Source organism: Blastococcus aurantiacus (genome assembly GCF_900102425.1).
GTDB classification, from domain to species: Bacteria; Actinomycetota; Actinomycetes; order Mycobacteriales; family Geodermatophilaceae; genus Blastococcus; species Blastococcus aurantiacus.
This window is the reverse complement of the sequence record NZ_FNBT01000005.1, coordinates 219,033-243,947: the sequence shown is the minus strand read 5'-3', so window position 1 is coordinate 243,947 and position 24,915 is coordinate 219,033. Positions and strand designations below refer to the sequence as shown.

The 24,915-nt window shown below is 73.3% G+C and carries 24 protein-coding genes; 11 read left to right on the top strand and 13 right to left on the bottom strand.

Annotation, left to right across the window (positions count from 1 at the left end):
• Window positions 1–108: 108 nt before the first annotated feature.
• On the top strand, window positions 109–1,494 hold the full coding sequence (locus BLS70_RS12140; RefSeq protein ID WP_255362426.1) for a sugar transferase: 1,386 nt from the start codon (window positions 109–111) through the stop codon (window positions 1,492–1,494).
• Here the strand turns inward: BLS70_RS12140 and BLS70_RS21340 are convergent.
• Entirely contained in the window at window positions 1,480–1,611 is a 132-nt protein-coding gene (locus BLS70_RS21340; RefSeq protein WP_255362425.1) for a hypothetical protein, read from the bottom strand. The genes BLS70_RS12140 and BLS70_RS21340 overlap by 15 nt on opposite strands.
• 104 nt (window positions 1,612–1,715) lie before the next feature.
• Window positions 1,716–2,855, bottom strand: coding sequence for an LCP family protein (locus BLS70_RS12135; protein WP_255362424.1), 1,140 nt, complete (start codon window positions 2,853–2,855; stop codon window positions 1,716–1,718).
• A gap of 258 nt (window positions 2,856–3,113) precedes the next feature.
• On the opposite strand from BLS70_RS12135, the gene rfbB reads away from it, so the two are divergent.
• The 4 genes from rfbB (at window position 3,114) to BLS70_RS12115 (ending at window position 6,406) form a co-directional block, all read left to right on the top strand.
• Window positions 3,114–4,109: a dTDP-glucose 4,6-dehydratase gene (rfbB, locus tag BLS70_RS12130; RefSeq protein WP_091767937.1), complete on the top strand. Its 996-nt coding sequence runs from the start codon at window positions 3,114–3,116 to the stop codon at window positions 4,107–4,109.
• Window positions 4,106–4,951, top strand: coding sequence for an SDR family oxidoreductase (locus BLS70_RS12125; protein WP_176946375.1), 846 nt, complete (start codon window positions 4,106–4,108; stop codon window positions 4,949–4,951). The genes rfbB and BLS70_RS12125 overlap by 4 nt, the downstream gene beginning before the upstream one ends.
• Before the next feature lie 63 nt (window positions 4,952–5,014).
• Window positions 5,015–5,179: a hypothetical protein gene (locus BLS70_RS20780; protein WP_176946374.1), complete on the top strand. Its 165-nt coding sequence runs from the start codon at window positions 5,015–5,017 to the stop codon at window positions 5,177–5,179.
• 324 nt (window positions 5,180–5,503) lie between these two features.
• Window positions 5,504–6,406, top strand: a complete 903-nt coding sequence (locus BLS70_RS12115) for a hypothetical protein (RefSeq protein WP_091767930.1) — start codon at window positions 5,504–5,506, stop codon at window positions 6,404–6,406.
• Window positions 6,407–6,456: 50 nt separating this feature from the next.
• Here BLS70_RS12115 and BLS70_RS12110 read toward each other — a convergent pair whose 3' ends face one another.
• Window positions 6,457–6,639 (bottom strand): hypothetical protein, encoded by a 183-nt coding sequence (locus BLS70_RS12110; protein ID WP_091767927.1) that lies wholly within the window; start codon window positions 6,637–6,639, stop codon window positions 6,457–6,459.
• Window positions 6,640–6,883: 244 nt separating this feature from the next.
• Here BLS70_RS12110 and BLS70_RS12105 point away from each other — a divergent pair, with 244 nt between their 5' ends.
• On the top strand, window positions 6,884–8,203 hold the full coding sequence (locus tag BLS70_RS12105) for a UDP-glucose dehydrogenase family protein (RefSeq protein WP_091767924.1): 1,320 nt from the start codon (window positions 6,884–6,886) through the stop codon (window positions 8,201–8,203).
• A gap of 125 nt (window positions 8,204–8,328) precedes the next feature.
• Complete coding sequence (locus BLS70_RS12100; protein WP_369406233.1) at window positions 8,329–9,849, top strand: sugar transferase; 1,521 nt, start codon at window positions 8,329–8,331, stop codon at window positions 9,847–9,849.
• A 264-nt stretch (window positions 9,850–10,113) separates the two neighbouring features.
• Here the strand turns inward: BLS70_RS12100 and BLS70_RS12095 are convergent, their stop codons facing one another.
• From BLS70_RS12095 to BLS70_RS12085, 3 genes are all read right to left on the bottom strand, one after another.
• Complete coding sequence (locus BLS70_RS12095; RefSeq protein ID WP_091767921.1) at window positions 10,114–11,202, bottom strand: glycosyltransferase; 1,089 nt, start codon at window positions 11,200–11,202, stop codon at window positions 10,114–10,116.
• Window positions 11,199–12,725 carry a sugar transferase gene (locus BLS70_RS12090; protein WP_091767918.1) on the bottom strand — a complete coding sequence of 509 codons (1,527 nt, stop codon included), beginning with the start codon at window positions 12,723–12,725 and terminating at the stop codon, window positions 11,199–11,201. The genes BLS70_RS12095 and BLS70_RS12090 overlap by 4 nt, the downstream gene beginning before the upstream one ends.
• 141 nt (window positions 12,726–12,866) lie before the next feature.
• Window positions 12,867–13,949 carry a hypothetical protein gene (locus BLS70_RS12085; protein ID WP_091767915.1) on the bottom strand — a complete coding sequence of 361 codons (1,083 nt, stop codon included), beginning with the start codon at window positions 13,947–13,949 and terminating at the stop codon, window positions 12,867–12,869.
• A 364-nt stretch (window positions 13,950–14,313) separates the two neighbouring features.
• Between BLS70_RS12085 and BLS70_RS12080 the strand changes: the two genes are divergently transcribed.
• Complete coding sequence (locus tag BLS70_RS12080; RefSeq protein WP_091767912.1) at window positions 14,314–15,066, top strand: YveK family protein; 753 nt, start codon at window positions 14,314–14,316, stop codon at window positions 15,064–15,066.
• Here BLS70_RS12080 and BLS70_RS12075 read toward each other — a convergent pair.
• Both BLS70_RS12075 and BLS70_RS12070 read right to left on the bottom strand, forming a co-directional pair.
• Window positions 15,063–15,674, bottom strand: a complete 612-nt coding sequence (locus tag BLS70_RS12075; protein ID WP_176946373.1) for a Wzz/FepE/Etk N-terminal domain-containing protein — start codon at window positions 15,672–15,674, stop codon at window positions 15,063–15,065. The genes BLS70_RS12080 and BLS70_RS12075 overlap by 4 nt on opposite strands.
• Window positions 15,671–17,020: an O-antigen ligase family protein gene (locus BLS70_RS12070; protein ID WP_091767910.1), complete on the bottom strand. Its 1,350-nt coding sequence runs from the start codon at window positions 17,018–17,020 to the stop codon at window positions 15,671–15,673. Before BLS70_RS12070 ends, BLS70_RS12075 begins: the two co-directional genes overlap by 4 nt.
• 155 nt (window positions 17,021–17,175) lie before the next feature.
• On the opposite strand from BLS70_RS12070, the gene BLS70_RS12065 reads away from it, so the two are divergent.
• Window positions 17,176–18,282 carry a glycoside hydrolase family protein gene (locus tag BLS70_RS12065; RefSeq protein ID WP_143030398.1) on the top strand — a complete coding sequence of 369 codons (1,107 nt, stop codon included), beginning with the start codon at window positions 17,176–17,178 and terminating at the stop codon, window positions 18,280–18,282.
• Between the two features lie 47 nt (window positions 18,283–18,329).
• A complete protein-coding gene (locus BLS70_RS12060; protein WP_091767904.1) occupies window positions 18,330–19,448 on the top strand; it encodes a GNAT family N-acetyltransferase in 1,119 nt (372 codons plus the stop codon).
• Between the two features lie 7 nt (window positions 19,449–19,455).
• Here the strand turns inward: BLS70_RS12060 and BLS70_RS12055 are convergent, their stop codons facing one another.
• Genes BLS70_RS12055 through BLS70_RS12035 form a run of 5 tightly spaced genes read right to left on the bottom strand, consistent with a single transcriptional unit; the run spans window position 19,456 to window position 23,774 of the window.
• Window positions 19,456–20,727: a hypothetical protein gene (locus BLS70_RS12055; RefSeq protein WP_091767901.1), complete on the bottom strand. Its 1,272-nt coding sequence runs from the start codon at window positions 20,725–20,727 to the stop codon at window positions 19,456–19,458.
• The gene (locus BLS70_RS12050) at window positions 20,724–21,818 is read right to left on the bottom strand and encodes a glycosyltransferase (RefSeq protein ID WP_091767898.1); all 1,095 of its coding nucleotides are present in this window, start codon (window positions 21,816–21,818) and stop codon (window positions 20,724–20,726) included. Before BLS70_RS12050 ends, BLS70_RS12055 begins: the two co-directional genes overlap by 4 nt.
• On the bottom strand, window positions 21,815–22,552 hold the full coding sequence (locus BLS70_RS12045; protein ID WP_091767895.1) for a polysaccharide deacetylase family protein: 738 nt from the start codon (window positions 22,550–22,552) through the stop codon (window positions 21,815–21,817). The genes BLS70_RS12050 and BLS70_RS12045 overlap by 4 nt, the downstream gene beginning before the upstream one ends.
• Before the next feature lie 54 nt (window positions 22,553–22,606).
• Window positions 22,607–23,011 (bottom strand): VanZ family protein, encoded by a 405-nt coding sequence (locus BLS70_RS12040; protein WP_176946372.1) that lies wholly within the window; start codon window positions 23,009–23,011, stop codon window positions 22,607–22,609.
• Window positions 23,012–23,021: 10 nt separating this feature from the next.
• On the bottom strand, window positions 23,022–23,774 hold the full coding sequence (locus tag BLS70_RS12035) for a GAF and ANTAR domain-containing protein (protein WP_255362422.1): 753 nt from the start codon (window positions 23,772–23,774) through the stop codon (window positions 23,022–23,024).
• A gap of 416 nt (window positions 23,775–24,190) precedes the next feature.
• Here BLS70_RS12035 and BLS70_RS12030 point away from each other — a divergent pair, with 416 nt between their 5' ends.
• A complete protein-coding gene (locus BLS70_RS12030; RefSeq protein ID WP_091767892.1) occupies window positions 24,191–24,910 on the top strand; it encodes a GAF and ANTAR domain-containing protein in 720 nt (239 codons plus the stop codon).
• Window positions 24,911–24,915 lie beyond the last annotated feature (5 nt).

Below are 24,915 nucleotides of genomic sequence, written 5' to 3'. Positions count from 1 at the left end.
GATTCCGTCCGATATTCCGGCTCCGCCAGCACTCGCGGCTGGTACTCCTACGCGGCGCGTTTCCGCGGCGAGGGAACCGAGGCTCGTCGGGTCTGGCGAGCGGACTATGTGCGGCGTCTCGTCGTCACCGATGCCCTGTCGGCGCTCCTCGCCGCGCTTGCCGGCTTCGCGGTGCGCTTCGCCCCCGCTGACACGGCGGCGCCTGGCTACGCCTCTGTATGGACGTTGGCACTCCTGCCCGTGGTGTGGGTGGGTGCGATGGTCGTCGCCCGCAGCTACGAGGAGCGCTTCCTCTGGGTGGGGCCTGAAGAGTTCCGTCGGGTTTTCTTCGCGGCGATGATGCTGCTCGCGACCGTGGGCACCGTCTCCTGGGCGTTCCGTTTGGAAGTAGCCCGAGGGTTCGTCATCGTCGCCGTCCCCCTCGTCACCGTCTTCACGCTGCTACAGCGCTACGTGCAGCGGAAGATGCTGCACCGGGCGCGCCGCCGTGGTGAGCGCCTCCAGACGACCATCCTCGTCGGTCACCGCAATGCCGTCGCTGCTCTCGACGAGCAGTTGGAGCGGGAAGCGCACCACGGATACCGAGTCATCGGTTGCTGCTTGCCGGCCGATCAGTACGACCCGACTGCCGACGCCTTCAATGGCCTGCCGGTGCTGGGCGAACTCGACGAGGTCGCCGCCGTCGTCGCCAAGTACGAGGTGGACACCGTTGCTGTTCTTCCCTGCCCTGAGCTGGACGGCCCCGCACTCCGCCGGCTGGGCTGGGACCTGGAGAAGACGCGCGCCGAGCTGCTGCTCGCGCCCGCGGTGACGGAGATCGTCGGCCCCCGGGTGCGCATCCGCCCGGTCTGCGGGCTGCCGCTGCTGCACATGGAGCGGCCCGAGCTCACGGGTGCCCGCCGCATCGTCAAGAACCTGTTCGACCGGACCTCCGCCTCGCTGGGCGTGTTCTTCCTGCTGCCGGTGCTGCTCGGCATCGCCCTGGCCGTCAAGGTCACCAGCCGGGGCCCCGTCTTCTACAGCCAGCAGCGCGTGGGCCGTGACGGCGAGGTCTTCTCGATGCTGAAGTTCCGCAGCATGGTGGCCGGGGCCGACCGCATGGTGAAGGACCTCTCCCACGGGGACGAGGGCAACGGCGTCCTGTTCAAGATGAAGGCCGACCCGCGCGTGACCCGCGTCGGCAAGCTGCTGCGCCGCTACTCCCTCGACGAGCTGCCCCAGCTGTTCAACGTCATCCGCGGTGAGATGTCACTGGTCGGCCCGCGACCACCGCTGCCGACCGAGGTCGAGCGCTACGGCTTCGACATGCACCGGCGGTTCCTGGTGAAGCCCGGCCTCACCGGCCTGTGGCAGGTCAGCGGCCGCTCGGACCTGTCGTGGGACGACTCGGTGCGCATCGACGTCCGCTACGTCGAGAACTGGTCGCTGACCTTCGACTTCATGATCCTGTGGAAGACCGTCGGCGCGGTGCTCCGGGGGTCAGGCGCCTACTGACGTCCGGTGACGGTCGGCGCTCTGGACGCCGGCCAGCGCCACGGCGCTGAGCAGCGCGCCGTACTCGTTCGCCCAGACGGTCAAAGCGAGCCACGTCGACTCCAGCAGGAACATCACCTCGTCACCCTGCGACCGGCCGGCCCATGACCGGACAGGCGCGCCGGGTCGCCCCACAAGTTGGGACGCGTGAGACGTGTGGTGTCAGCAGGTGGTTCCGCGCATCAGCGCGGGACGGCGGGCAGTGTCTGCTGGGAGAACTCGTCCACGTTCTCCGCGAGCGAGTCGTTGTGGAGGTACTCCCACATCCGCTCACCCGCCGTCTCGTCGAGGTAGACGACGCTCGCCGCCCCCTCCCGCCCGGTGCCGAGCACCGGCGCGGTGAAGAACGCGACGTTCTCGGGCCGCAGATCCCTCATCGAGAACGCCAGCCCCAGCAGGTCGCGATTGCCGAGCGTGTCGTCCACGGACACGGCGCCGGTGAAAGCGAGCAGAGCGCTGTCGAGCCGACCGGGATCCGTGAAGGTGTTCGTGCTGAACAGCTTGTCGAACACCGACTGCAGGTACTGCTGCTGACGACGGACCCGGTCGAAGTCGCCCCCGGGCAGGCCGTAGCGCTGAGCGAGGTACCAGCGCGCCTGCAACCCGTCGAGCACGTTGGTGCCCGCGGAGAAGGTGTAGGGCCCGTTCGTCGTCGTCTCCGCCACCTCGACCTCGACACCCCCCAGGGCGTCGGTGACCTCGATCAGGCCGAGGAAGTCGATGGCGACGTAGTGGTCGATGCGCACCTGGGTGAGCTGCTCGACCGTCTCGATGAGGAGGGACGGGCCCCCGAAGGCGTAGGCGGCATTGATCTTGTTGAGGCCGCGGCCGGGGATGTCGACCCACGAGTCGCGGGGGATAGAGATCAGCTGGGCGTGCTCCCGGTCGGCCGAGAGGCGCGCCAGCATGATCGCGTCCGAGCGCCCACCCGGGTCCTGGCCGGTCTGCGCGGCCAGGCGGGTGTCGGACCCCACCAGCAGGAACGTGACCGGCTCGTCGCCGGCGGCCTGCGCGGGGGTGGCCGGCGCGGGGCGGCTGGCGTCGTCGAGGTCCGAGAAGACGTCCCCGACCCGTTCGATGTTGCCGCCGTAGCGGTCGGTGAGGTACCAGAGGCCACCGGCGGCCACGAGCGCGAAGATCGTGCTCAGCACTGCGAGGACGATCAGGAACTTCCGCAGCCGCCCGAACCGCCGGCGGCCACCCTCGTGCTCGCGCGGCGCGGGATCGAGTGGCGTGTCGACGTCCGGTGCGGGGCGCTCCGCCGTCGCGACGTCCGCTTCCAAACTGGCCGGGTGGCCGGGCTCGCGTCCTTCGTCACCCACGTCCCCACCACCCCTCCGCTCGGCCGGATTAGGACGGTACGGACAGTGACGGGGCCGGCGGCAGCGCTGCTCACCCCATGGGGGTGGCGGTCACTGCGGGTAGCGAAGGAGGTCCGCAAGGCGCAACTGCACCCCTAAGGGGCAGTGCCGACTGACGTCGTTGGCAATAGCCCGCTAGCGTCGAGAATCGCGGCGCGGCCAATGGCGTGTCGAGCGCGTCAGCGTGCGCTGCCGCGCAACAGCGGAGGGTTGTCAGACATGCGCTTGCTCGTCACCGGCGGTGCCGGCTTCATCGGTGCCAACTTCGTGCACCAGACGCTGCGCGAGCATCCCGAGCACTCGGTCACCGTGCTCGACGCGCTCACCTACGCCGGCAACGAGGCCTCGCTGGCCCCCGTGCGCGGCGACATCGAGTTCGTCCACGGCTCGGTGGCCGACGCCGACCTCGTCGACCAGCTCGTGGCCCGGCACGACGTCGTCCTCCACTTCGCCGCCGAGTCGCACAACGACAATTCGCTGCGCGACCCCTCGCCGTTCCTGCAGACCAACCTGGTCGGCACGTTCACGATCCTCGAGGCCGTCCGCCGGCACGGCGTCCGGCTGCACCACATCTCCACCGACGAGGTCTACGGCGACCTCGAGCTCGACGACCCGGCCAAGTTCACCGACCAGACGCCCTACAACCCGAGCAGCCCCTATTCGGCGACCAAGGCCGGCTCCGACCTGCTGGTGCGCGCCTGGGTGCGTTCATTCGGCATCCACGCCACCATTTCCAACTGCTCCAACAACTACGGGCCTTACCAGCACGTCGAGAAGTTCATCCCGCGGCAGATCACCAACGTGCTGTCCGGCCTGCGCCCCAAGCTGTACGGCGCCGGGGAAAACGTCCGCGACTGGATCCACGTCGACGACCACAACGCCGCGGTGCACCTGATCCTCGAGCGAGGCAGGGCGGGGGAGACCTACCTGATCGGCGCTGACGGCGAGAAGAACAACCGCGAGGTGCTCGGCCTCATCCTCGAGCTCACCGGGCAGCCGGCCGACGCCTTCGACTCCGTCACCGACCGCGCCGGGCACGACCTGCGCTACGCCATCGACGCCGGCAAGCTGCGCGCGGAGCTCGGCTGGACGCCGCGCTACACCGACTTCCGTGACGGCTTGGCCGCCACCATCGACTGGTACCGCGAGAACGAGTCGTGGTGGCGCCCGCTCAAGGGTGCGGTCGAGGCGCAGTACGCGGCCGCCGGCCAGTGACCACCCTCATCCTCGGGGCCAACGGCCAGCTCGGACGGGCGCTGCAGCGGCAGTTCCCCGACGCAATCGCCCTGGACCGGTCGAAGCTCGACGTCTCCGACCCCGCGGCCGTGCGCGACTACCGCTGGGACGGCGTCGACGTCGTCCTCAACGCCGCCGGCTGGACGGCGGTCGACGCAGCGGAGGACCCGGCCAACCACGCCGCCGTCCGGGCCGTCAACGCCGACGCCGTCGGCTACCTCGCCCGGGCGGTGCGCACCTGCGGCGCCGTCCTTGTGCACGTCTCCAGCGAGTACGTGTTCGACGGGACGCACGACGGCCCGCACCCCGAGGACTGGCCGGCCAACCCGCTGAGCGTCTACGGCCGCAGCAAGGCCGACGGCGACACCCACGCCGGGCACGTGACCAAGCACTACCTGATCCGCACCACCTGGGTGGCCGGCGAGGGCGGCAACTTCGTGCGCACCATGGCCGGCCTGGCCGACCGCGGCGTCTCGCCCACCGTCGTCGACGACCAGATCGGCCGCCCGACCTTCACCGCCGACCTCGCCGCCGGCATCGCCCACCTGCTGGACACCCGCGCGCCCTTCGGCACCTACAACCTCACCAACGCCGGCGAGCCCGTGTCCTGGGCCGACGTCGCCGCTGCGGTGTTCCAGGCTCGTGGCCGGTCCGCCGACGACGTCACGCGGATCAGCACCGAGAAGTACTTCGCCGACAAGCCCGGCACGGCGCCGCGACCGCTGAACAGCGTGCTCGACCTGAGCCGCATCACCGCGGCCGGCTTCAGCCCGCGCGACTGGCGGCCCGCCCTCACGGAGTACCTCGCCGACCTCGACTGACCCGTCGCACACGGCCAGGTGACTGATGTTGCCGTTGTGTGACTGGTGGACCACGCTGCGTACATGAGCTGGTGGGTATGGCTGCTCATCGGCTGGGCAGCACTCGCGGCCGTCGCCGGCGTGGTGCTCGGCGCCGTCGCGGCGGACGCGCGGGCCCGGAAGCGCGCCGACCGAGCCACCCGCTACCGGCTGGACCAGCAGGAACTCCCCGAGGACGACGGCGCCTGACCCCCTCCAGGGGAGGTAGTCCGTCCGAGTGACGGCGGTTTGGTCCGCCCCGGTGCCGGACACCGGCCGGGTCCTGACCTGACTCGGAGGAACTCTCATGTGGTGCGACGACTGTCTCGAGGAGCCCGGCTTCTGTTCCTGCCGTTACGAGCGCGCTCGGCAGCAGAGGCCGCTGCGCCGGCTGGCCCGGGCCGCCACGAGCTTCTTGCACCGCAGGAGGGATCCGGCCCACTAGCAGCGGCCGCGCCTTCGCCGTGCCGACCGGCACGAAGCCAGGACCACCGCACGGTCAAGTAGTACCGCCCGACTGCCGATGAACAGCGCGTGTGGTGGCTGTGGGTGCTGGGTGGACTGGTCGCGTGGACGATCGCGGCCGTCCCGGTGGCGCTCGTCCTGGGTCGGGGGATCCGCCACGCCGACCGCCGCGCGGCCACGGGCGTCCTGACGACCGCGGATCTCCACTCCGGTACTTCCGCGCCGGTCGTGGCGCGATCCGCGCCCGCACCCCGTGCTCGGCGCCGGGCGGTGCCCCTGCCTCCGATCGGCATCGCACTCGCCGCGCTCGCCGTCGCTCTCGAGACAGGCGGCTACCTCGTCCGGCTGAACGACGTCGGCGGCACCACCGGTCAGATCATGTCGATGGACGGGGCCTACTCACTTCCGCGCATGTTCGTCGCGGCCATGTTCGCCGCCGCAGCCATCGCCGCCGTCGCGGGAGCCGGTCGCATGCCGGGGCGCCGCGCCTGGTGGATGGGGGTGGCGCTCATCAGCGGGGCGATCGCCTCGGTCAAGGCAGGCAGCACGGTGCACGCCGACGCCGTCGGGGCACTGACCCGCGGCGCCGGCGACGTCGGCGCCCTCCTCCTCAGCGCCGCAGCGGCGTCCGTCGTCGTCGCGGGTCTGTGGTTCCTCAGCCGCACCGAGCGCCGCGACCGCCGTCGGGTCCTGGGCGTCCTCGCTCTGTTCGCCTTCGCCTCGGTCGGACTGTCGGCGCTCTCCTCGCAAGCCGCCTCCTACGGGCGCGACTGGCTCGCGGTGGCCACGTACGTCGAGGAGTCCGGCGAGGCGCTCGCCGGTGTCGCGTTCCTCATGGCCGTGCTGATCGGTGTCGCGCCGCGCCTGGTGCTGCCTGCAGCTTGGGCCCTGCGTCGCTCCGCGGACGCCCACTCGCTCGCCCTACCGGAGCCCCTGGCCATCCACCGCACCGCGCGGGAGTTCCGCAGCTGAATCCGGCGTGGTCCCGGCTCCTCGACCGGTGAGAGCCCGCTCCGCGCCAGCTACGAGTGAGTGCCCACGAGCCGGCGACCGGTGGCCGATTCGTACGCCGGCGCTTCCTTGTCGTCGCTGCACCTGCGGAACGGCACGCAGGCGTCCGCGAGCCGGATCCCGTGGCCGACGACGAACGCCGTCGCGAGTGCCAGGAACGTCCAGGCGAGGACGAGGACGACCACTGCGGTCATGAAGTGTTCCTCTAGCCGAGCCGGATCGTCATTGATCCGGGGTGGACAGGGGCACGAACGGTCCTGCTGATCACACAGGGTTGTGCCCTGGTCGCCCAGCCGGCAAACGCACGTGCTCGGGTCGGGATCCACCGTCGTGGTGAGACCACGGGACGAGACGCTGGCCCCGCGCCGAGCGAGCCTTTACGGTTCCCTTGCTGCGGGGGGCATCTCCGTGGCGTACGTCCGGAGAAGCGGAGCACGCGTGAAGATCTCGGTCATCGGTTGTGGCTACCTGGGCGCCGTCCACGCGGCGTCGATGGCCGAACTGGGTCACGAGGTCGTCGGGATCGACGTCGACGCCCCGAAGATCGCGATGCTCGCCGACGCCAAGGCCCCCTTCTACGAGCCCGGCTTCGAGGAGCTGCTCGAGCGCACCCTGGCGACGGGGCGGCTGCGCTTCACCACTGACTTCGCGGACGCGGCCGGGTCCTCGGTCCACTTCGTCTGCGTGGGCACCCCGCAGAAGCGCGGCGAGTACGCCGCGGACATGCGGTACGTGCAGGGCGCTGTCGAGTCCCTGCTCGCCGTCCTCGCGCCGGGGGAGCTCGTCGTCGGCAAGTCCACGGTCCCCGTCGGTACCGCGGCAGGGCTCGCCGATCTCGTCGCGAGCAAGGTCCCGGGCGCCCTGCTGGCGTGGAACCCGGAGTTCCTGCGCGAAGGCTTCGCCGTCCAGGACACGCTGCACCCCGACCGACTGGTCTACGGCCTCCCCTCGGGCCCGGACGGCGCCACCGCGCGGGCGCTGCTCGACGAGGTCTACGCGACCATCGTCGAGCGGGGCACCCCGAAGGTGGAGAGCGACTACGCCACCGCCGAGATGGTGAAGACCGCGGCGAACTCGTTCCTCGCCACGAAGATCTCGTTCATCAACGCCATGGCCGAGCTGTGCGAGGCCACCGGAGCCGATGTGAAGCTCCTGGCCGACGCCATCGGCTACGACGACCGGATCGGCCGCAAGTTCCTCAACGCCGGCCTCGGCTTCGGCGGCGGTTGCCTGCCCAAGGACATCCGCGCCTTCATGGCCCGTGCCGGTGAGCTGGGTGCCGACCAGGCGCTCACGTTCCTGCGCGAGGTCGACAACATCAACATGCGCCGCCGCATCCGCATGGTGGAGCTGGCTCGCGAGGTCTGCGACGGCTCGCTGCTCGGCAAGCGGGTGGCCGTGCTGGGTGCGGCCTTCAAGCCCGACAGTGACGACATCCGCGACTCCCCGGCCCTCAACGTCGCCGCCCAGCTCCAGCTGCAGGGCGCCGTCGTCCAGGTCACCGACCCGGCAGCCGGGGACAACATCCGTCGCAGCTGGCCGCAGCTCGACGTCGCCGACACGGCCGAGCAGGCCGCCGACCGCGCCGACGCGGTGCTGCTGCTCACCGAGTGGAAGCAGTACCGCGAGCTCGACCCCGTCGTCTTCGGCAAGGTCGTGAAGCAGAAGCGCATGCTCGACGGTCGCAACGCCCTGGACCGCGACGCGTGGACGGCGGCCGGCTGGAGCTACCGCGCCCTGGGGCGCCGGGCCGGATAGCCACCCCCTCCCCATCTGCCTGCCGAGGCAGTACGGTCGCTCAACCTCGGTCGAGCGGTCGCTGAGGCTCGGGGCCACTGAGACGTACCCGGTGTACGTCGCCGGCGCACGGGGGTGTCAGTCCGATGCTGGATGTTCGCAGCGACACGGACGGCAGCCGCTCGGACGGGATGTCGCACGCTGCAGCTCTGGGATGGGCCTGGCACGCTGCTCGTCTCGGCCAAGAGAGCACCGGTGCCCGGCGCGCCTGGCGGACGTCGTATGTCCGTCGCCTCGTCCTGGGTGATCTCGTCTGCGCAGCGCTCGCCGGCCTGTCTGCGTTGCTGGTGCGCTTCGGCCCGGAACCCGCACAGACACCGGCCGCGTCCACGGTGGCGGGTCTCGCGCTGCCGAGCGTCTGGCTGGGCTCGATCCTGATCGCCCGGGCCTACGAGGAGCGCTTCCTCTGGGTGGGCGCCGAGGAGTTCCGCCGGGTCTTCTTCGCGGCCATGATGCTCCTGGCGACGCTCGCGACCGCCTCCTGGGCCTTCCGGCTCGACGTCGCACGCGGATTCGTCGTGCTGGCCGTCCCGATGGCTCTCTCCCTGACGCTGGCGCACAGGTGTACGCAGCGTCTGTTGCTGCACCGGGCCCGCCGACGAGGGGAACGCCTCCAGACCACGTTGCTCGTCGGGCACCGCAACGCCGTTGCCGCACTGGGCGAGCAGTTGGTTCGAGAGAGCTTCCACGGCTACCGGGTCATCGGCTGTTGCCTACCGGAACACCAGTACCGGCCGGCGGCCGACGCCTTCCACGGCTTGCCGATCCTCGGAGACCTGACCGCTGTCGCCGCCACCGTCCGGCTGTACAAGATCGACACGGTCGCTGTGCTCCCGTGTCCCGAATTGGACGGAGCGGCGCTGCGCCGGCTCGGGTGGGCCCTCGAGAAGACGGACGCCGAGCTCCTGCTGGCACCGGCGGTCACCGAGATCGTCGGGACGCGGGTTCGCATCCGACCGGTGTGCGGGCTGCCCCTCATGCACATGGAGCGCCCGGAGCTGGCAGGGATCCGCCGCCTCGGAAAAAGCCTGTTCGACAAGGTGGCAGCCGGTATCGGGGTCCTGGTCCTCATTCCGGTGCTCGTCGGCTTGGCCGTGGCGGTGAAGGCCACCAGCCGCGGGCCGGTGCTCTACCGGCAGGAGCGGGTGGGGCGCGACGGTCAGACCTTCTCGATGCTGAAGTTCCGCAGCATGGTCGTCGGTGCCGACCGCATGGTCGACGACCTGTCCGCGGAGACCGACGGCAACGGCGTCCTGTTCAAGAAGAGGGACGACCCCCGGGTGACGCCGATCGGCCGCATCATGCGGCGCTACTCGCTGGACGAGCTACCCCAACTGCTCAACGTGCTGCGCGGAAGCATGTCGCTCGTCGGCCCGCGGCCCCCTCTGCCCACCGAGGTCGAGAAGTACGGCTTCGACATGCACCGCCGCTTCCTGGTCAAGCCCGGGCTGACCGGCCTGTGGCAGTTCAGCGGCCGATCGGACCTGTCCTGGGATGACTCGGTGCGCCTCGACGTCCGCTATGTCGAGAACTGGTCCCTGACCTTCGACTTCATGATTCTCTGGAAGACCGTCGCGGCAGTGTGGCGCGGGTCGGGAGCGTACTGACTGAACAGCGGCACCGCCGGAGAGCGCGGCCGCTCCCTGAGCCGCCGGCTCAAAAGCCGGGGCGGACCTGCCCGCAGCGGCATCGGTACAGCGTCGCGCTGCTGAACGGGTCGGCGCCCGCCGACCGGAACCAGTGCAAGTGCCACGGCGCCGGGCGCCCCGCTCCGCTGCGCGCGCGGCCGGCGGAGCGCCGCGGGAGACTCTTCGGGACGGACACGTGCCGATACTCCCATCGGAGGGCGAGCGGGGTCGATGCCGTCTGCGTCATGGGCGGGCAGCAGCCAGTGACGACGGCGGCCCGCCGGCGTAGACCGCGATGAGCGCGGCCCGCTGCTCGGCCGCGGTGTTGCGCTCCAGGTGCTCCGACCACCGGGCCACGTTCGCCCGCGCGGCCGCCGGATCGGTCAGGCAGGCCACCGCGCTCCCCACGTCGTCCTCGCCCGCCAGCGTCAGCGGCGACGGCACGTCGGCGAAGCTCGGCAGCCGGCGCACCAGCGTCGGCACGCCCAACGCCGTCGCCTCGGCCACCATCAGCGGGAAGCCCTCCCACAGCGCGGAGTGCACGTACAGGTCCGCCGCCGCGAGCGCCGGCAGCGCATCCGCGCGGGGGAGCCAGCCGGAGACCTCGACGCCCCCGGCCTCCAGTGCCGCGCGTCCCGCCGGGTCGCCGTCCCCGAGCCACACGGCACGCAGGTGGGGCACGCGGGTCCGCAGCCGCCCGACGAACCGCAGGAAGAAGGCAGGGTCCTTCTGCGCGGACAGCCGCCCGCCACCGACCACGAGCAGGTCGCCGTCCGCGCGGGCCGGCCGGGACGGCACCACGTCGGGGGCGATGTTCGGCACCAGGTAGCGCGGTGCGCGGCGGGTCGGCCAGGCGGACAGGTGCCACTCGCGAGGGGCGCAGGCCGCGAACGCGGTGGTGTTGATCGCCAGCAGCGCCTCGGCCAGCCAGAAGGCGCCGCGCACGGGCGCGGAGACGTCGCGGCGCTCGAAGGCGTAGCAGTGCGGGGTGTAGACGACGCGGTGGCCGGTGCGCGACACCCCGAGGCGCGCGTAGACGCCCCCGTGGCTGGAGTGCGCGTGCACGACGTCCGGGCGCAGCGCCCGCACCACCTCGCGCACGCGCCGCACCTTCGCCCGGTGCGAGCCGGTCATCTCGGTGGTGCTCGCGAAGTCCGCCTGGTCGGCCAGGTCGCCCTCGCCGTCCACCGGGGTGCCCGACAGCAGGTGGTGCTCGACCTCGGGCAGCGACCGGGTGTACTGCGCGATGGCCGAGCCGACACCGCTGCTGAACTTCTGCACGACGTGCAGCACGCGGGTCCCGGCGACGCCGTGCGGCGCTGCGGCCGTCACCGACCGGCGCCCCGGACCACCGAGCTGAACGTGCGCAGGATGATCTTCACGTCCAGCCAGAGGGACCAGTTCTCGATGTAGTAGTTGTCGAAGCGCGCCCGCTCGGCGATCGAGGTGTCTCCGCGCAGCCCGTGCACCTGCGCCCACCCGGTCAGCCCCGACGGCACCCGGTGGCGCGCCTCGTAGCTCGGGTAGCGGCTGCGGAACTGGCTGACGAAGTGCGGCCGCTCCGGCCGGGGCCCGACCAGGCTCATGTCGCCGCGCAGGATGTTGAACAGCTGCGGCAGCTCGTCCAGCGAGGTCTTGCGCAGGAACCGCCCGACCCGCGTCACCCGCGGGTCCTCGCCGATGTTCCACATCGTCTGGGACTCGCTCTCGGTGGCCGGGCGCAGCGACCGGAACTTCAGCAGCTCGAAGTGGTGCCCGTCCACGCCGACCCGCTCCTGGCGGAACAGGATCCCGCCCTTCCCGTCGAGCCGGACGGCCAGGGCCACCAGCGCCAGCACCGGAGCGAGGAACCCGATGGCCAGACCGGAGACGAGGACGTCCATCGACCGCTTCATCGCCCACGCCCGGCTGCGGTAGGTGGCCCGGCGCAGCCGCACGAGCGGGAACCCCCAGGCGGTGTCCATGGAGCTCTCCACCTGGTGCAGCTCGAACAGCCGGGGGACGACGAACAGCTCGCAGCTCAGCCGGTCGCAGGTGCGGATCAGGCTCACCATCTGCGACTCCTTCATGGAGGAGAAGGCGACGACCACGGTGCGCACCCCTCCCTGCACCAGCACCTGCGACAGGACCTCCGGACCGCCGAGCACCGGCAGCAGGCGCGGCTGCGAGGTCTCCGGCGGGTCGGCGTCGAGGAAGCCGATCGGGTGCAGCCCGTACTCGGGGTGCGCGCGCAGCACCTCGGCGACCTGGTTGCCGACCCGGCCGGCGCCGAGGATGAGGGTCCGGTGCGCGACGAGCCGGTGCGTCCGCAGCCGGCGGACGGCGGCGTAGCCGGCCGCCCGGAACAGCACGAGGACGACGGTCACGATCATCGCGCCGCCGAGGTAGGACCAGTTCACCTCGTAGACGCCGGACGTCAGCTCCGCCCAGGCAATCTGCGCGACGGCGGAGAGCGCGGCCGCGGCGAGGGCCCGGCCCCCCAGCGAGGGCAGGTCGTCGAGGGCCGACAGCGACAGCCGCGACCGGTAGAGGCCACCGGCCCACAGGCCCAGGAGGAAGAAGGCGCCGAAGCACAGCGTCTTGACCGCCGGGGTGCTGAACCCGAGGCCGCCGACAACCAGCTCGAGCAGCACGACGCCGACGGCGACCGCGGCCAGGTCGAGGGTCACCAGGAGAGGCCGGACGCTGAAGCGGGTGATCCGCGCCCAGCGCCGGGGCGTCGCCGGGACGGGGTCGGTCATCTGCGCCCAGTCGAGCGGCGTGACGGACGGCGGAGCGACGCGCGGCGGCGCCTCCGCCCCGGTCAGCGGAAAGGCCTCTGCGCGTGGTTGCAGGGATTTCAGGCTCTTGGTCATCGCAGGGAGTCCTCGGCATCGAGCGCTGGACGAGCGGGTGAGCTGCGGACGCGGTGGTCCGGCTGATGGGCACGCCGGGCGTGCCACGGTGGTGCGGAGGTCCCGGCGCGCGCAGAGGCGCCGGTCAGTCGAGGATCGCGGTCAGTCCGGGCGGTCGCCCGCGTCGTCGGCGCGGCTGACGACATGACCGGCGGTGCCCGACACGGCGCGGGCGGACTCGCGGGCGAGCGAAGCGGTCACCGCGTCGCCGAGCACGACGAGCGGGGAGTGGTGCCCGTCGTGCGCGCCGCCCGTCGCGGCTCCGAACGCGGCAACACCGCACGAGCCGGCCGGCGCGTGGAACGGCGCGGGCGCGGCGGGCGGCGAGGGGGCCGGCGGGACGACGGGTGCCGGCGGATCGACCGGCGGCGACGGAAGCGTCGCGTCCGGAGGGGTGCCGGAGGATCGGGATGTCGGCGGGGACGTCGGGACGGAGGTCGCGCGCCCGCCCGACCCGTCCACGAGCCCGTCCCCCTCGCACGTCGGGTCCTCGAGGTGCGGGACGGGCCGGGGAGCCGGCTCCGCCCGGGTCTCGGGTGCGGGCGCACGGGAGGGCTGGGCAGCGGCCGTCTTGGCGACCGCCGTCTTGGCGACCGCCTTCTTCGCGGAGATGCCGGGAGGGGCCTCATCGGCATCGTCGGCGGGCGGGGCCGCTGCCTGGTCGGCGACGTCGAGCGGCTGTGTCGTCACCGTCTTGCCGACCGGGGCGGTGGGGGTCTTCGCCGTGCTGCGGGCGGGGGCCTGCGGTTCGGCGCCGGTGCCTGCGGCGGGAGGGGGCGGAGGCGGAGGGCGTGACCCTGGCTCCACGACGACCGGCTCCCGCGGGACGTCGCCCGGTCCGGCGCCGTCACCGCCGGAAGCGCTGCCGCCGTCGTTCCCCCCGCCGCCGGTGCCGCCGTTCCCCCCGCCGCCGTTCCCCCCGCCGCCGTTCCAGCCGCCTTCGCCGTCGCCGCCGCTCGCGCCGCCGGCTCCGGTGGCCGGGGGAGCGTCGGGCTCGGACGCCGGTGGCGCATCGGGGCCGATCGGCTCCGAGGGAGGGGGTTCGGGCGTCGGCTCGGCCGCGTGCTGGACGCGGCCCGGAGCGCCGGCGGACCTCCCGCGGTCGTCGTTGCCGGCGTGTGCCTCGGACGACAGGGCGGTGAGGAGCACGGCGAAGCCCACGAGAGCGAGGACGGCGAGCCCCAACCGTGCGGACCAGGACAGGCCGGCACCCCGACGGCTGCCGTGAGGGGCGGTGTGCGGCGACCGTGGGAACGGGCCACTGCTCATCGCACGCCCCTTCCCACGCCCGGCAGGTGCCTCGTGACCTGCATCTTTCGGCCATCATGGGGGCGCGGCGCCGCACAGTCCCCGTCACCCTTCGCGGAGTGACCGACCACACGGCCTGGAGTCGAGGTCCTACGGCCCGTCGTCACCCGGTGTGACAGAGCTAGATGTGACTGTTCGTAGCGCTGTGTGCCCCGCAGTCGTCGCCTCCGGGGCGGCGCACGCGTCACCCGATCGGGCACCCGGACCTGACCTGGGCGGACACCGCCCTAGGCTGGGTCGGGTGAAGAGCAAGGGCGGGTCGCAGGCCCGGTCCGAGGCGGCCCAGCAGGAGGCGCAGCAGGAGGCCCCGGTCACGGCTCCCGCACAGGCCGCTCCGCCGACGGCCGCCGGGACCCGCAGTCCGGCCGCAGCCCTGCCCACCGCGGCGGACCGGCGCGCACCGGCACCTGCTGCGTGGTCGTCCCGCCGCCGGACCTCCCGGTCGGCGTACGTGGTGCTCCCGCTGCTCGGCGCGGTGGCGCTCGGCGCCGGGGTGCTGGCCTACGAGGCGCAGCGATCGCCGCAGTACACGTCCGAGGCGCTGGTGGCCGTGCTGCCCGAGGACCCCGGCGACGAGGTCTCGCTGCCCATCACCTCGATCTGGGTGGGGATCGCCGACTCCGACACCGTGCGCGACAGGATGGCTCCACGGCTCGACGTGAGCCGGGCGGCGCTCGACGACGGACTGACCATCGGCTCGTCCGACGACGACGCTCCCCTGGTCACGGTGCGGGCCACCACAGGCGATCCCGAGACCTCGGCCGCCTGGGCCAATGCCGTGGCCGCCGAGCTGCTCGCCGAGTCGGATCTGCACCCGATCTCCGGCTACACCCTCGACCAGGTGACCGATGCCCGCCCCCCAGGGGCGCCGGACCAGTTCCCCACGGTCCCGCTGGTGGGCGGCGCCGTCGTCGTCGGCCTGCTCGCCGGTGCGGGCGCGGCACAGCTGGTGGACCGCCGCGCCCGGCGCAGGGCGCGGCCGACGCCGGCCTAGTCGCCGACGGGGGCCTGCACGACCGCGCCCCGCCGCCTGCTGCCGCCGGGCAGCGTGGTGGCGAGCACCATCGCGACCGCGGCCCCGATGCCCGCGCCGCCCGCGGGGAGCAGCCAGCCGGGTGTGGTCGGGTCGTCCGGCAGGAGCGCCGGCCCGATGGTGGTCACGTCGTAGGGGTCGAAGGCGTCGACGCCGACCAGCGCCCGGCTCACCACGTCCGCCGTCCGCTGAGCGGTGCGCGGGTCGTCCGACGTCCCGGTGACGCTGATGAGGGGCGCGTCCGGAGCGGCCTGGACCCGCACGAACAGCCGGGGATCGTCCGCCTGCTCGGCCAGGCCGGCCTCCCGCAGCGGTTCACCGACGATGCTCGGCGACGTCGCCAGCCGGGCGAGCGCCTGCGTGCTGCGCGCGACGCTGTTCGGGTCGTCGACGTCGTCCGCCGTGACCGTCAGGTAGGCCGTCGACTCGTAGGTGGGGGACTGCGCGAACCCCAGCACGAGGCCCACGACGAGCCCCGCGACCGCGCAGGCCGGCACCCACCACCAGCGCCGGCGGGCCACCCCGGAGTCCGGCAACCGTCCGGTCGCGCCGGGAACCGGTGCGCTCACGCCGGCACCTCCTCGAGCACCCGTTCCTGCGGTGCGGGTTCCGGGGCCGGCTCGCCGACCGGGTCGTCGGGCAGGTCGTCCGGCAGGTCGTGGTCGGCCGCGGCCCAGCCCGCCAGGCCCAGCGCGACGGCCACGAACAGCGACCCGGGACCGCCGAGGTCCGCCGCCAGCATGCTCGTCAGGTGGTAGGCCAGGACCCCGGCCCCGGTCAGCGCCAGCGCGGTGCTCAGGTCCGAGCGGGGACGGGCCGAGCGGACCAGCCCGCGGGCCAGCAGGACCAGGAAGACGACGACGAAGACCCCGGCGGCCACCAGACCCTGCTCGCTGGCGACCAGCAGGTAGAAGTTGTGCGGCGACTCGAGCGCCACCTGCTCGAAGTCCCCACCGAAGGCGATGTCGCTCGACCCGAGCAGGGAGAGGTCCGCGTAGGCGTCGCGGTGCTCGGCGAACGCGCGCGGCCCGACACCGGTGAGGGGATGGTCGAACGCCATCTGCCGGGCGGCCTCCCACAGCGCGAAGCGGTCGACCAGCGACTGGTCAGGCGTCCCGCCCACCAGGCTGGTCGCCCGGTCGGCGAGCTCGCCGCCGCGCGCCACCAGGACGGGCAGCACCCCGGCGGCCACGGCGCCCACCGCCACCAGGGCGCCGAGCATCCGCAACGGCCGGCCGCGGCTGACCACCACCATCGCGGCCACCGCCGCCGCGACCCAGGCGCCGCGGGTGAGCGAGAAGGCCAGCGGGAGGGCCAGGAACACCGCGCCGCCCAGTGCCCACCAGCGCGCCCGCCCGGTCAGCACCACGCCGAGGGCGAGGCACACGACGAGGCCCAGCGCGGTGATCTCGGCCATCGCGCTGATGTCGTAGGCCCCGAACGTCCCGACGGCCCGGACGGACTCGCCGTCGATGTCGGCGCCGGTCGCGGTCACCGCCTGGACGACGCCGAGACCGCCCTGCAGGAAGGCCAGCCCGAGCAGCCCGCCCAGCAGGATCTGCGCGTCCGTCCGGCTGCGCACCGCCAGCAGCACGGTGAGCGGGACGAGGCAGAAGAGCTGGACGAACCGGACGCCGCCGACGACGTTGTCGGGGAAGTTCTGCGCCGCCAGGGCGGTGACCGCGCTGACCAGGCCCAGGGCCCAGAAGCCGATCGCCGGTACCGACCGCGCCCGCGCGCGGCCCTCGCCGTGGAGCAGCTCGCGCCCGGCCAGGACCACCGCCACCGCCACGACCAGGTCGCTGACGGAGACCGGCGGGCCGTCCGGCCCGGACGCGCTCTGGAGGGAGGTGCTCAGCAGAGCCGCGGCCAGCCAGGTGCTCGGTCGCGCGAGGAAACGGCGGGTCGGGGCCACGGTCGTCCCTCCTCCTCGCGACGGGGTTCCAGCGGGGCCGACGGCGCCACCTGGCGAACTGTGGTCATGATGGCAGTCGAATCGCACCCATCCGGGGCGCGGGCGAGGCGTCCAGGAGGTTCTCCCCCGTGCGGGTGACCGGCCGACACCGTGCTGTGCGCCCGACACCCCGGATGGTGTGGTGGACAGCGGGGCTCCTGCTGGCCCTGACCCTGGTCGCGGTGGTGGTGACGGTGCGGCAGGACCCGGTGGCGGACGTGCCCGACCCACCCGTGTCGACGGGGATCTTCCTGAGCGTCGTGCCGGTCGCCGGCGACCTGCCCGGAGGCCGCCGGCAGACGCTGGAGACCGCGATGGCCGACGTCGAGGCGGCGGCCGACCAGGGCGCCGCGGGCATCCAGGTCACCGCCGACCTGCGCTGGCTGTGCACCACGCCGCAGTGCGACACCGCGCCGCTGGAGCCCGTGGTCGCGCGCGCCGGCGAGCTCGGGCTGGCCGTCAACCTGCACGTCAACAGCACGCCGGTGTGGATGGACGAGCGCGGGCGGTGGTTCGGGCCGGAGGGCGCCGATGCCCTCCGCTGGGCCGACCTCTTCGCCCAGCTGGTCGCCCGCTTCGGCACCGACGTCGCCGGCTACGAGGTCTGGAACGAGCCGAACTACGAGCCCTTCTGGCAGCAGGGGCCCGACCCGGCGGCCTACGCGGACCTGCTCAAGGCCGTGTGGGAGGCGGTGGAGGCGGTCGAGCCGGACGCCCAGATCATCGGCGGCGTGCTGAGCAACAACGACCTGGGCTACATGAGCCGGCTCACCGCGGCCCTGGTGGAGCGCGGCGGCAACGCGGAGAACCGGTTCTTCTACGACCAGCTCGGCGTGCACCCCTATGCCGGTGACGAGAGCAGGGGCTTCGACCCCGGCCGGTCCGCGGGATCCGCCGACGTGCAGACCGCGACGGGCACCAAGGACATGACCTTCCGCGGCATCGAGCGGCTGCGCGCGCAGGTCGCCGAGGACGAGGGGATCTGGCGCGACGTCGTCGTCGGGGAGTTCGGGTACAGCACCACCCCGGGGACGTTCTACTTCGTGCCGGAACCGCGGCGGGCCGAGTACCTGACGGAGGCCCTCCGGCTGGCGGCCAGCTGGGAGTGGCTGCGGGGCTTCACCGTCTACACCACCCTCGACGACCCCGACGACGGGTTCTCCATCGCAGGCACGGAGAGCGAGGTCGCGCTGCGCGAGGCGATGACCGGCCGGCGCGACTGACCGGACCGCCGGACGAGCCGGTGGGCTACGCGGCTAGCCTGCCCTCCGTGGACCGGCTGGAGGCACGCGTCCTCCGCACCCACGCGGAGCTGGCGGCGCTCGCGGACGAGTGGGACCGGCTGTACGCCGTCTCGCCTCGTGCGACCCCGTTCCAGACGCACGCGTGGGTCAGCGCCTGGGCCCGCGCCTACGTGCCGGCGGGTGAGCTGTTCGTCGCCGAGGTCCGGCGCGAGGCCCGGCTCGTGGCCGCGGCACCCCTCTTCCGCGACCGCCGCGGTCCCTGGCGGGTCCTCGCCCCCCTGGGAGGAGCGATCAGCGACCACACCGACGTGCTCGTCGCGGCCGACGAGCCCGGCGCGCTCGATGCGCTCGGCCGGGTGCTGCTCGCCGAGCCCGGGTGGCAGGTCATCGACCTGCCCGACGTCCGGCCGGACGCCGTCGCCCGGGCATGGGCGGACACCTGGCCGGGACGGGCGAGCCGGCTGCCGGCCTCGACGGTTCTGGAGCTGCCCGCCCTCCCGCTGCCGGACCTGCTCGACCGGATGCCGCCCCGGACCGCGAAGACCATGCGGCGGAAGCTCCGCAAGGTCGAGCAGGCCGGCATCGAGGTCCGGAACGTGCCTGCCGACGAGGTCCCGCAGGCGGTGGGCCGGCTGCTCCGGCTGCACGAGGAGCAGTGGGCCGGTCGCGGCGGCACGCCCGAGCACCGCACGGAGCGCTTCCGCGACCACCTGGTGACGGCGCTGACGCGCATGGTCGACGACGGGACGGCCGTGCTGGCGGAGTACAGCTCGGCCGGGGAGGTCCGGGTGGAGCAGATCCTCCTGCTCGGCCACGACACCGTCTCCTACTACCTGGCCGGCATCTCGCCGCAGCTGCGCCAGGACATGGACACCGCGGCGCTGCTCGTGGAGCACGACGCCGGACTGGCCGTGCAGCGGGGCGCCGAGCGGTACTCGATGCTGCGCGGGCTCGAGGACTACAAGTTCCGGTGGCGGCCCGAGCCGGTCGTCCAGGAGCGGGTGCTGCTGTCCCGGCCCGGACCGGGTGGCCTGGCCTACGGAGCGCTCGTCCGGGCCCGTGCGGCGGCGGTGCGGCGGGTCAAGGAGCAGGCGCCCTGGGTGCGGGAGCTCCGCGACCGCGCCGTGCGGCGCATCCGCGGCTGACCGGCCTTCAGGACTGCGGCCGGTCCGTCCGCCACCGGCTCATCGGAAGCAGCAGGACGGCCGAGACGGTCAGCACGGCGCCCATCACGACCAGCCGGGTCACCCCCGACGTGGCGAGGAACGCGCCGGTGACGAGCACGGCCCGGCCGGCGTCCCAGTAGAGCCGCGACCGGTCGCGCCCGAGGAAGTTCGGCAGCCGGTTGATCGTGGCCCCGGCGAGGAGCGGGCCCCAGAACAGCAGGGTGGCCACGGCCAGCGGCAGGAACCACCCGGCGACCTCGTCCCGCTCGGTCGCGTACGCCGCGAGCGCCAGGCCGGTGACGACGGCCAGCACCGCCACCGCCGTGCTCAGCAGGAGGGCCCGGCGGCGGGCGGCAGCGAACTCCGCAGGCCTCCGCTCGCGCACCGCCTGGCTGAGCCGGGCCTCGAACGGCGGGGCCACGATCGTGTACAGCACCGTGGCGAAGCCGCCGCAGATGCGGCTGACGATGGCCCACGGCTCGGCGGCCGCCCCCAGCCCGGGGATGGCCAGGCCGGGGAGGAAGACCGTCCAGCCCCCGGCCAGGCTGGCGACGGCGGGGCTCGCGCTGCGGGCCAGGTAGGCCCGCCGCAGCCGACGGCGGGTCGACCGCGAGGCCCGGGGGAGCGGCGGCCCCCAGTGCTGACGGCGCACCGCCAGGCCGGCGGCGGCGACGACGTAGGCGAGGCTCGTGCCGAAGGTCAGGGCCAGCGGGCCGAAGGGGCCGATGCTGGTGACGAGCGTGAAGGCCAGCACGGCCACGCCGTAGTACAGGCGGGCCAGCCCGATGCCGGTGGTGTCGTCGGCCCGCACGACCCGCGTCACGCTCATGTCGTAGAGGCCCAGGGTCCCGGTGAGGACGGCGGCGGCCAGGAAGGTGCCCGACGGCAGGTCGAGGACCGGTTCCAGGGGCGTGGCCAGCACGACCGCCGCGGAGACCACGGCCAGCGAGACCAGCGACCAGACGGTGGCCACCCGGGCCATGCGGGGTCCCCGGACCACCGGGTAGAGGAACGGGTAGGCCAGCATCGCCGCGTTGGTCAGCAGCACCGTGATCGCCGAGGCGAACACCAGGATCAGGACCTGGTCCGACCGCCTCAGCAGGATCGGGACGACCATGGCGGCGAAGGTCAGGACCTGTCCCGCGAGGGCCAGCCGGACGAAGGCCAGGCGCCGCGGGAGAGACGGCAGCCGGGCAGCGTCGGCGGCCCCGCTAGCGGTTCCCCCCGCGCTCGTGGCCCGGTCCTCCTCGAGGGTCATCGCCCGCGCCGTCGGCCTCGGGACGGGCTCTCGTAGACGTCGTCGACCCGTGCCGCCACGGTCCGCACGTCCAGCCGGCGCAGCTCCGCCGGCAGCAGGCGCGGTTGCGCCGGCCGGCCGAGGACCTCGTCGACCAGGGGTCGCAGGTCGTCGTCCGTGGCCTGGTGGGCGCCGGGCACCCGCTCGCCGAGCTCGTCGAGTGCGGGGCAGCGGCGGTAGACCACCGGTAGGCCGTTCGCGAGCGCTTCCAGCACGGCCAGTCCGAACGTCTCGTACCGCGACGGCGAGGCGAGGACGTCCATCGCCGAGAGATGGTCCGCGACCGGGCGCTCCCCGGGCAGGTGCACCCACGGGGCGACGCCGCGGTCGCGGGCGAGGGCGGTCAGCGCCTCCCGCTGCTCGCCCTCGCCGACGACCAGCAGGTGCCGGTGCGGCCCGAGCGTGGGGGCGAGCGCGTCCAGCAGGAGGTCGAACCGCTTGCCGGGGTGCAGCCGCCCCACCCCGCCGACCACCTGCGCGTCCGCAGGGATCCCGAGGTCGGCCCGCACCGCGGTGCGGGCCGCGGGGTCGAACGCCAGCGCGTCGACGTCCAGGCCGTTGGGCACGGTGACGACGCGGTCGGCGGCGACGCCCCAGCGGAGCAGGTTGTCCCGGACCGCCGCCGAGACCGCCACCGTCCGCTGCCCCAGCCGCTCGGCCGCCAGGTAGAGCGTCCGCACGGCGCGGGTGGCCGGCCGCCCCTCCAACTGGTCGTCCAGCAGCGAGTGCTCGGTGGCCACGACCACCGGCACCCGGGCCAGCCGTGCGGCGAGCCGGCCGTACAGGCCGGCGCGGAACAGGTGGGTGTGCACGACGTCGTAGCGGCCGCGGCGGACGAGGCGGGCCAGCCGAAGCACCGCGCCGACCTGGGTGTTGCTGCGCATGCCGAGATCGGTGACCCGCACGCCGTCCGCACGCAACTGCTCGGCCACCGAGCCGGCGTTGTACAGCGCCACGACGTCGGCGTCGTGCCGGGTGTGCTGCAGCAGCAGGCGCAGCTGGACCTCCGCGCCGCCGGCCGCCAGCCCGGTGATGACGTGCAGCACCTTCATCGCACGCGGGTGCGGGCAAGCAGGTGACGGCCCAGCTTCGCCGCCAGGCGGGGGCCGTTGTCGCGCTGGCCGACGTAGAAGCGCGGGATGGTGAACCGGTCGGCGACCGAGTAGTCCCGGGTCACGCAGGCGTGGTCGTAGCCGGCGTCCCGGGCGGCCTGCGCCGCCGCCGCGTCGAAGTCGCCGTACGGGTAGCAGAACCCCGGCACCGGCCGGCCCAGCACCTCTTCCAGCGCGAGGCGGCTGCCGGCCACCTCCTCGCGGAGCGCGGCCGGGTCCAGACCGGCGAGATGGGCGTGGCTGGAGGAGTGGCTGCCCACCTCGTGACCGGCGGCCGCCACGGCCCGCACCTCGTCGGCGTCCATCAGGGGCAGGCGCGGCCCTTCGTCCCAGTCGTTCTCGCCGCCCAGCCGGCCGGCGACGACGTAGACGGTGCCGGTCATGCCGTGCCGGTCGAGGACGGGCACGGCGTGCTCGAGGAAGTCGCGGTACCCGTCGTCGAAGGTGAGGGCGACCATCCGGGCGCCCTCACCGCCGTCACGCGCCTCGACCAGCTCGCGCAGGGAGACCCCGCGCAGCCCCATCCTGGCCAGCGCGCGCAGCTGGGCGTCCAGCCGGTCGGGGTGCACCCGCAGCAGGTTCGGGTCGGGGGTCGTCGCCGGGCTGACCGAGTGGTACATCAGCACCGGGGGGACGACGCGCGGCGGTCGGTCCAGCTGCACGTCGTCCCGCATGTCTGCCCTCCGGTCGGTCGGTCAGCCACGGTAGTGGCTGCGGGCCGAGGTGGATCAACGGCGGGCTCGACCGGGTGAACGCGACCGCCGGCGGCCGACCAGGGCGTGCAGCAGCACGCCGATCGCGGCGCCCGCGGAATTGAGGACGACGTCCCGGACGCTGGTCTGCCGACCGGGCAGGACCAGCTGCGCCGCCTCCACCCCTGCCGAGGCCGCGGTGCAGAGCAGCCAGACGAGCACCCCGGACAGCCGCGGGGCCGCGGCGGCGAGGAGCAGCGCGACGGGCACGAACAGCAGCACGTTGGCGGCCATCTCGACGGTCGTGGACGAGAGCTCGTCGAGCCCGGGCACGGACTGGGTGAGGGTGAACAGCAGGTCCGCGGGGGAAGGGCCGAACGTCAACGCGACCACACCGAGGGCGGCGGCCACGAATCCCGCGGTCAGCCAGGGCCGGTGCACCGCAGCAACGCTAGCGGCCCCACGACCCGGGCCGTGCCCCCGGCTCAGGACCCGCCGTCGCCCCCGGCGGGGCGGGCGCACCGCTGACGCCGGCGACGAGCGACGCGGCGATGTCGCGCAGCTTGCGGTTCGACCGCTGTGAGGCCTCCGCCAGGAGGCTGAACGCCTCCGCCGCGTCGCAGCGCCGCTGGCTCATCAGGATGCCCTTGGCCTGCTCGATGACCGCCCGGCTCCGCATCGCCGCGTCCAGGTTGGTCGCCCACTCGCGCGTGGTCTCGTACAGGTGCATGTTCCGGACCGCGACGGCCACGTAGGCGGCGAACTCCCGGCCGGTCGCCTGCGAAGTGGCGTCGAACGCGTGGGCCTGCCGCCCGTACAGGTTCAGCGCTGCCTGGATGTTCTCCCGTACCGGCACCGGTACCGACAGCGAGCTCAGCGAGCCACGCTCGACGCAGACCGGCGTGTACTCGGGCCAGCGCGTCTCCGTGCGCGCGTCGGTGATCTCCCGGATCTCCTGCCCGACCGCGGCCTCCAGGCAGGGGCCGTAGCCGCGGGCGTACTGCGACTCGTCCAGGTCGATCGCGAGCTGCCCGGTGAAGGCCGGCGTGGTCGGCTTGTCGTCGGCGATGAGGCTCACCGAGGCCTCGGCGACCCCCGGGATCACCTGCTTGGACAGCTCGGCCACCCGCTGCAGCAGCTCGTGCATCGAGGTGTCCTCGAAGGAGATCCGCCCGAGCTGGGCGAAGGCATCGCGCGGGTCCACGGAGGGTCGCTGGACGGAGGGGTCGTCGATACTCACTGCGGGCCCTGCCAGTCGGGTCCGGCTACCCAGGGCTCCGCCCTGGTCCGGAGTGCGCCGGATGAAGACGGCGCAGAACTCCCTAGGCCGCTGTATGACCCACAGAAACCGCCGAAGCGGTACAGCCGTCACCGTACCCGCACGTGCAGGCGGGGACGACACCCCCGCGCCGCTCCTGGCTGCGGGTCGTGGCGGCCCCGCCAGCCCGGACTTGGACTGGCGGGACGTGGCCGCTGCGGCTCCCCGGGACCGGCTCACAGGGGGTGCCCGGCAGAGTGCCCCGTGGTCGCCCGGCCAACCGCGACGGGACGGGCTCGCGCCGCCGGTGATCAGCCGCAACGCGCGGCTCTCGAGCAGCCGGTCGGCACTAGGGTCCATCCATGACCGACAACGAGCTGGTCGCGGACCCGAGGCGTCACCTCGGAGATGCCATGAGCCGGGTCGCCCGTCAGCTCCAGGAGGAACACGGCGATGTCGAGGCCACGCTGCAGGCGATCACCGCGGCGGCGGTGGCTACGGTGCCCAACGCCGAAGAGTGCAGCATCAGCTACGTGATCGGCCGCAGGAAGGTCGAGCCGCGGGCAGCGACCAGTGAGCTGCCACGGCAGCTGGACGCGCTGCAGCAGCGGCTCGGGCAGGGCCCCTGCATGGACGCCATCTGGGAGAACGAGGTCGTCCGGGTCGACGACATGCGTACCGAGGACCGCTGGCGTGAATTCGCGGCGGAGGCCGCCGACCAGGGCATCCGCAGCATGATCTGCTTCCAGCTCTTCGTGGTGGGCGATCAGCTCGGTGCCATGAACCTGTTCTCACGGATCCCGGGAGCCTTCGGCGACGAGTGCCAGGAGATCGGGCAGATGTTCGCCGGCCACGCCGCTGTCGCGCTGGCCGGCGCCGAGCACGAGGAGCACCTGCGCGTCGGGATGAGCAACCGCGACCTCATCGGGCAGGCAAAGGGCATCCTCATGGAGCGCTACCGGCTCACAGCCGACCAGGCGTTCGAGGTGCTGTCCCAGGTGTCGCAGGAGAAGAACCGCAAGCTCGTCGACGTCGCCCGCGAGCTCTCCGACACCGGAGCGATGCCCGGCAGCGGTGGATAGGCCGG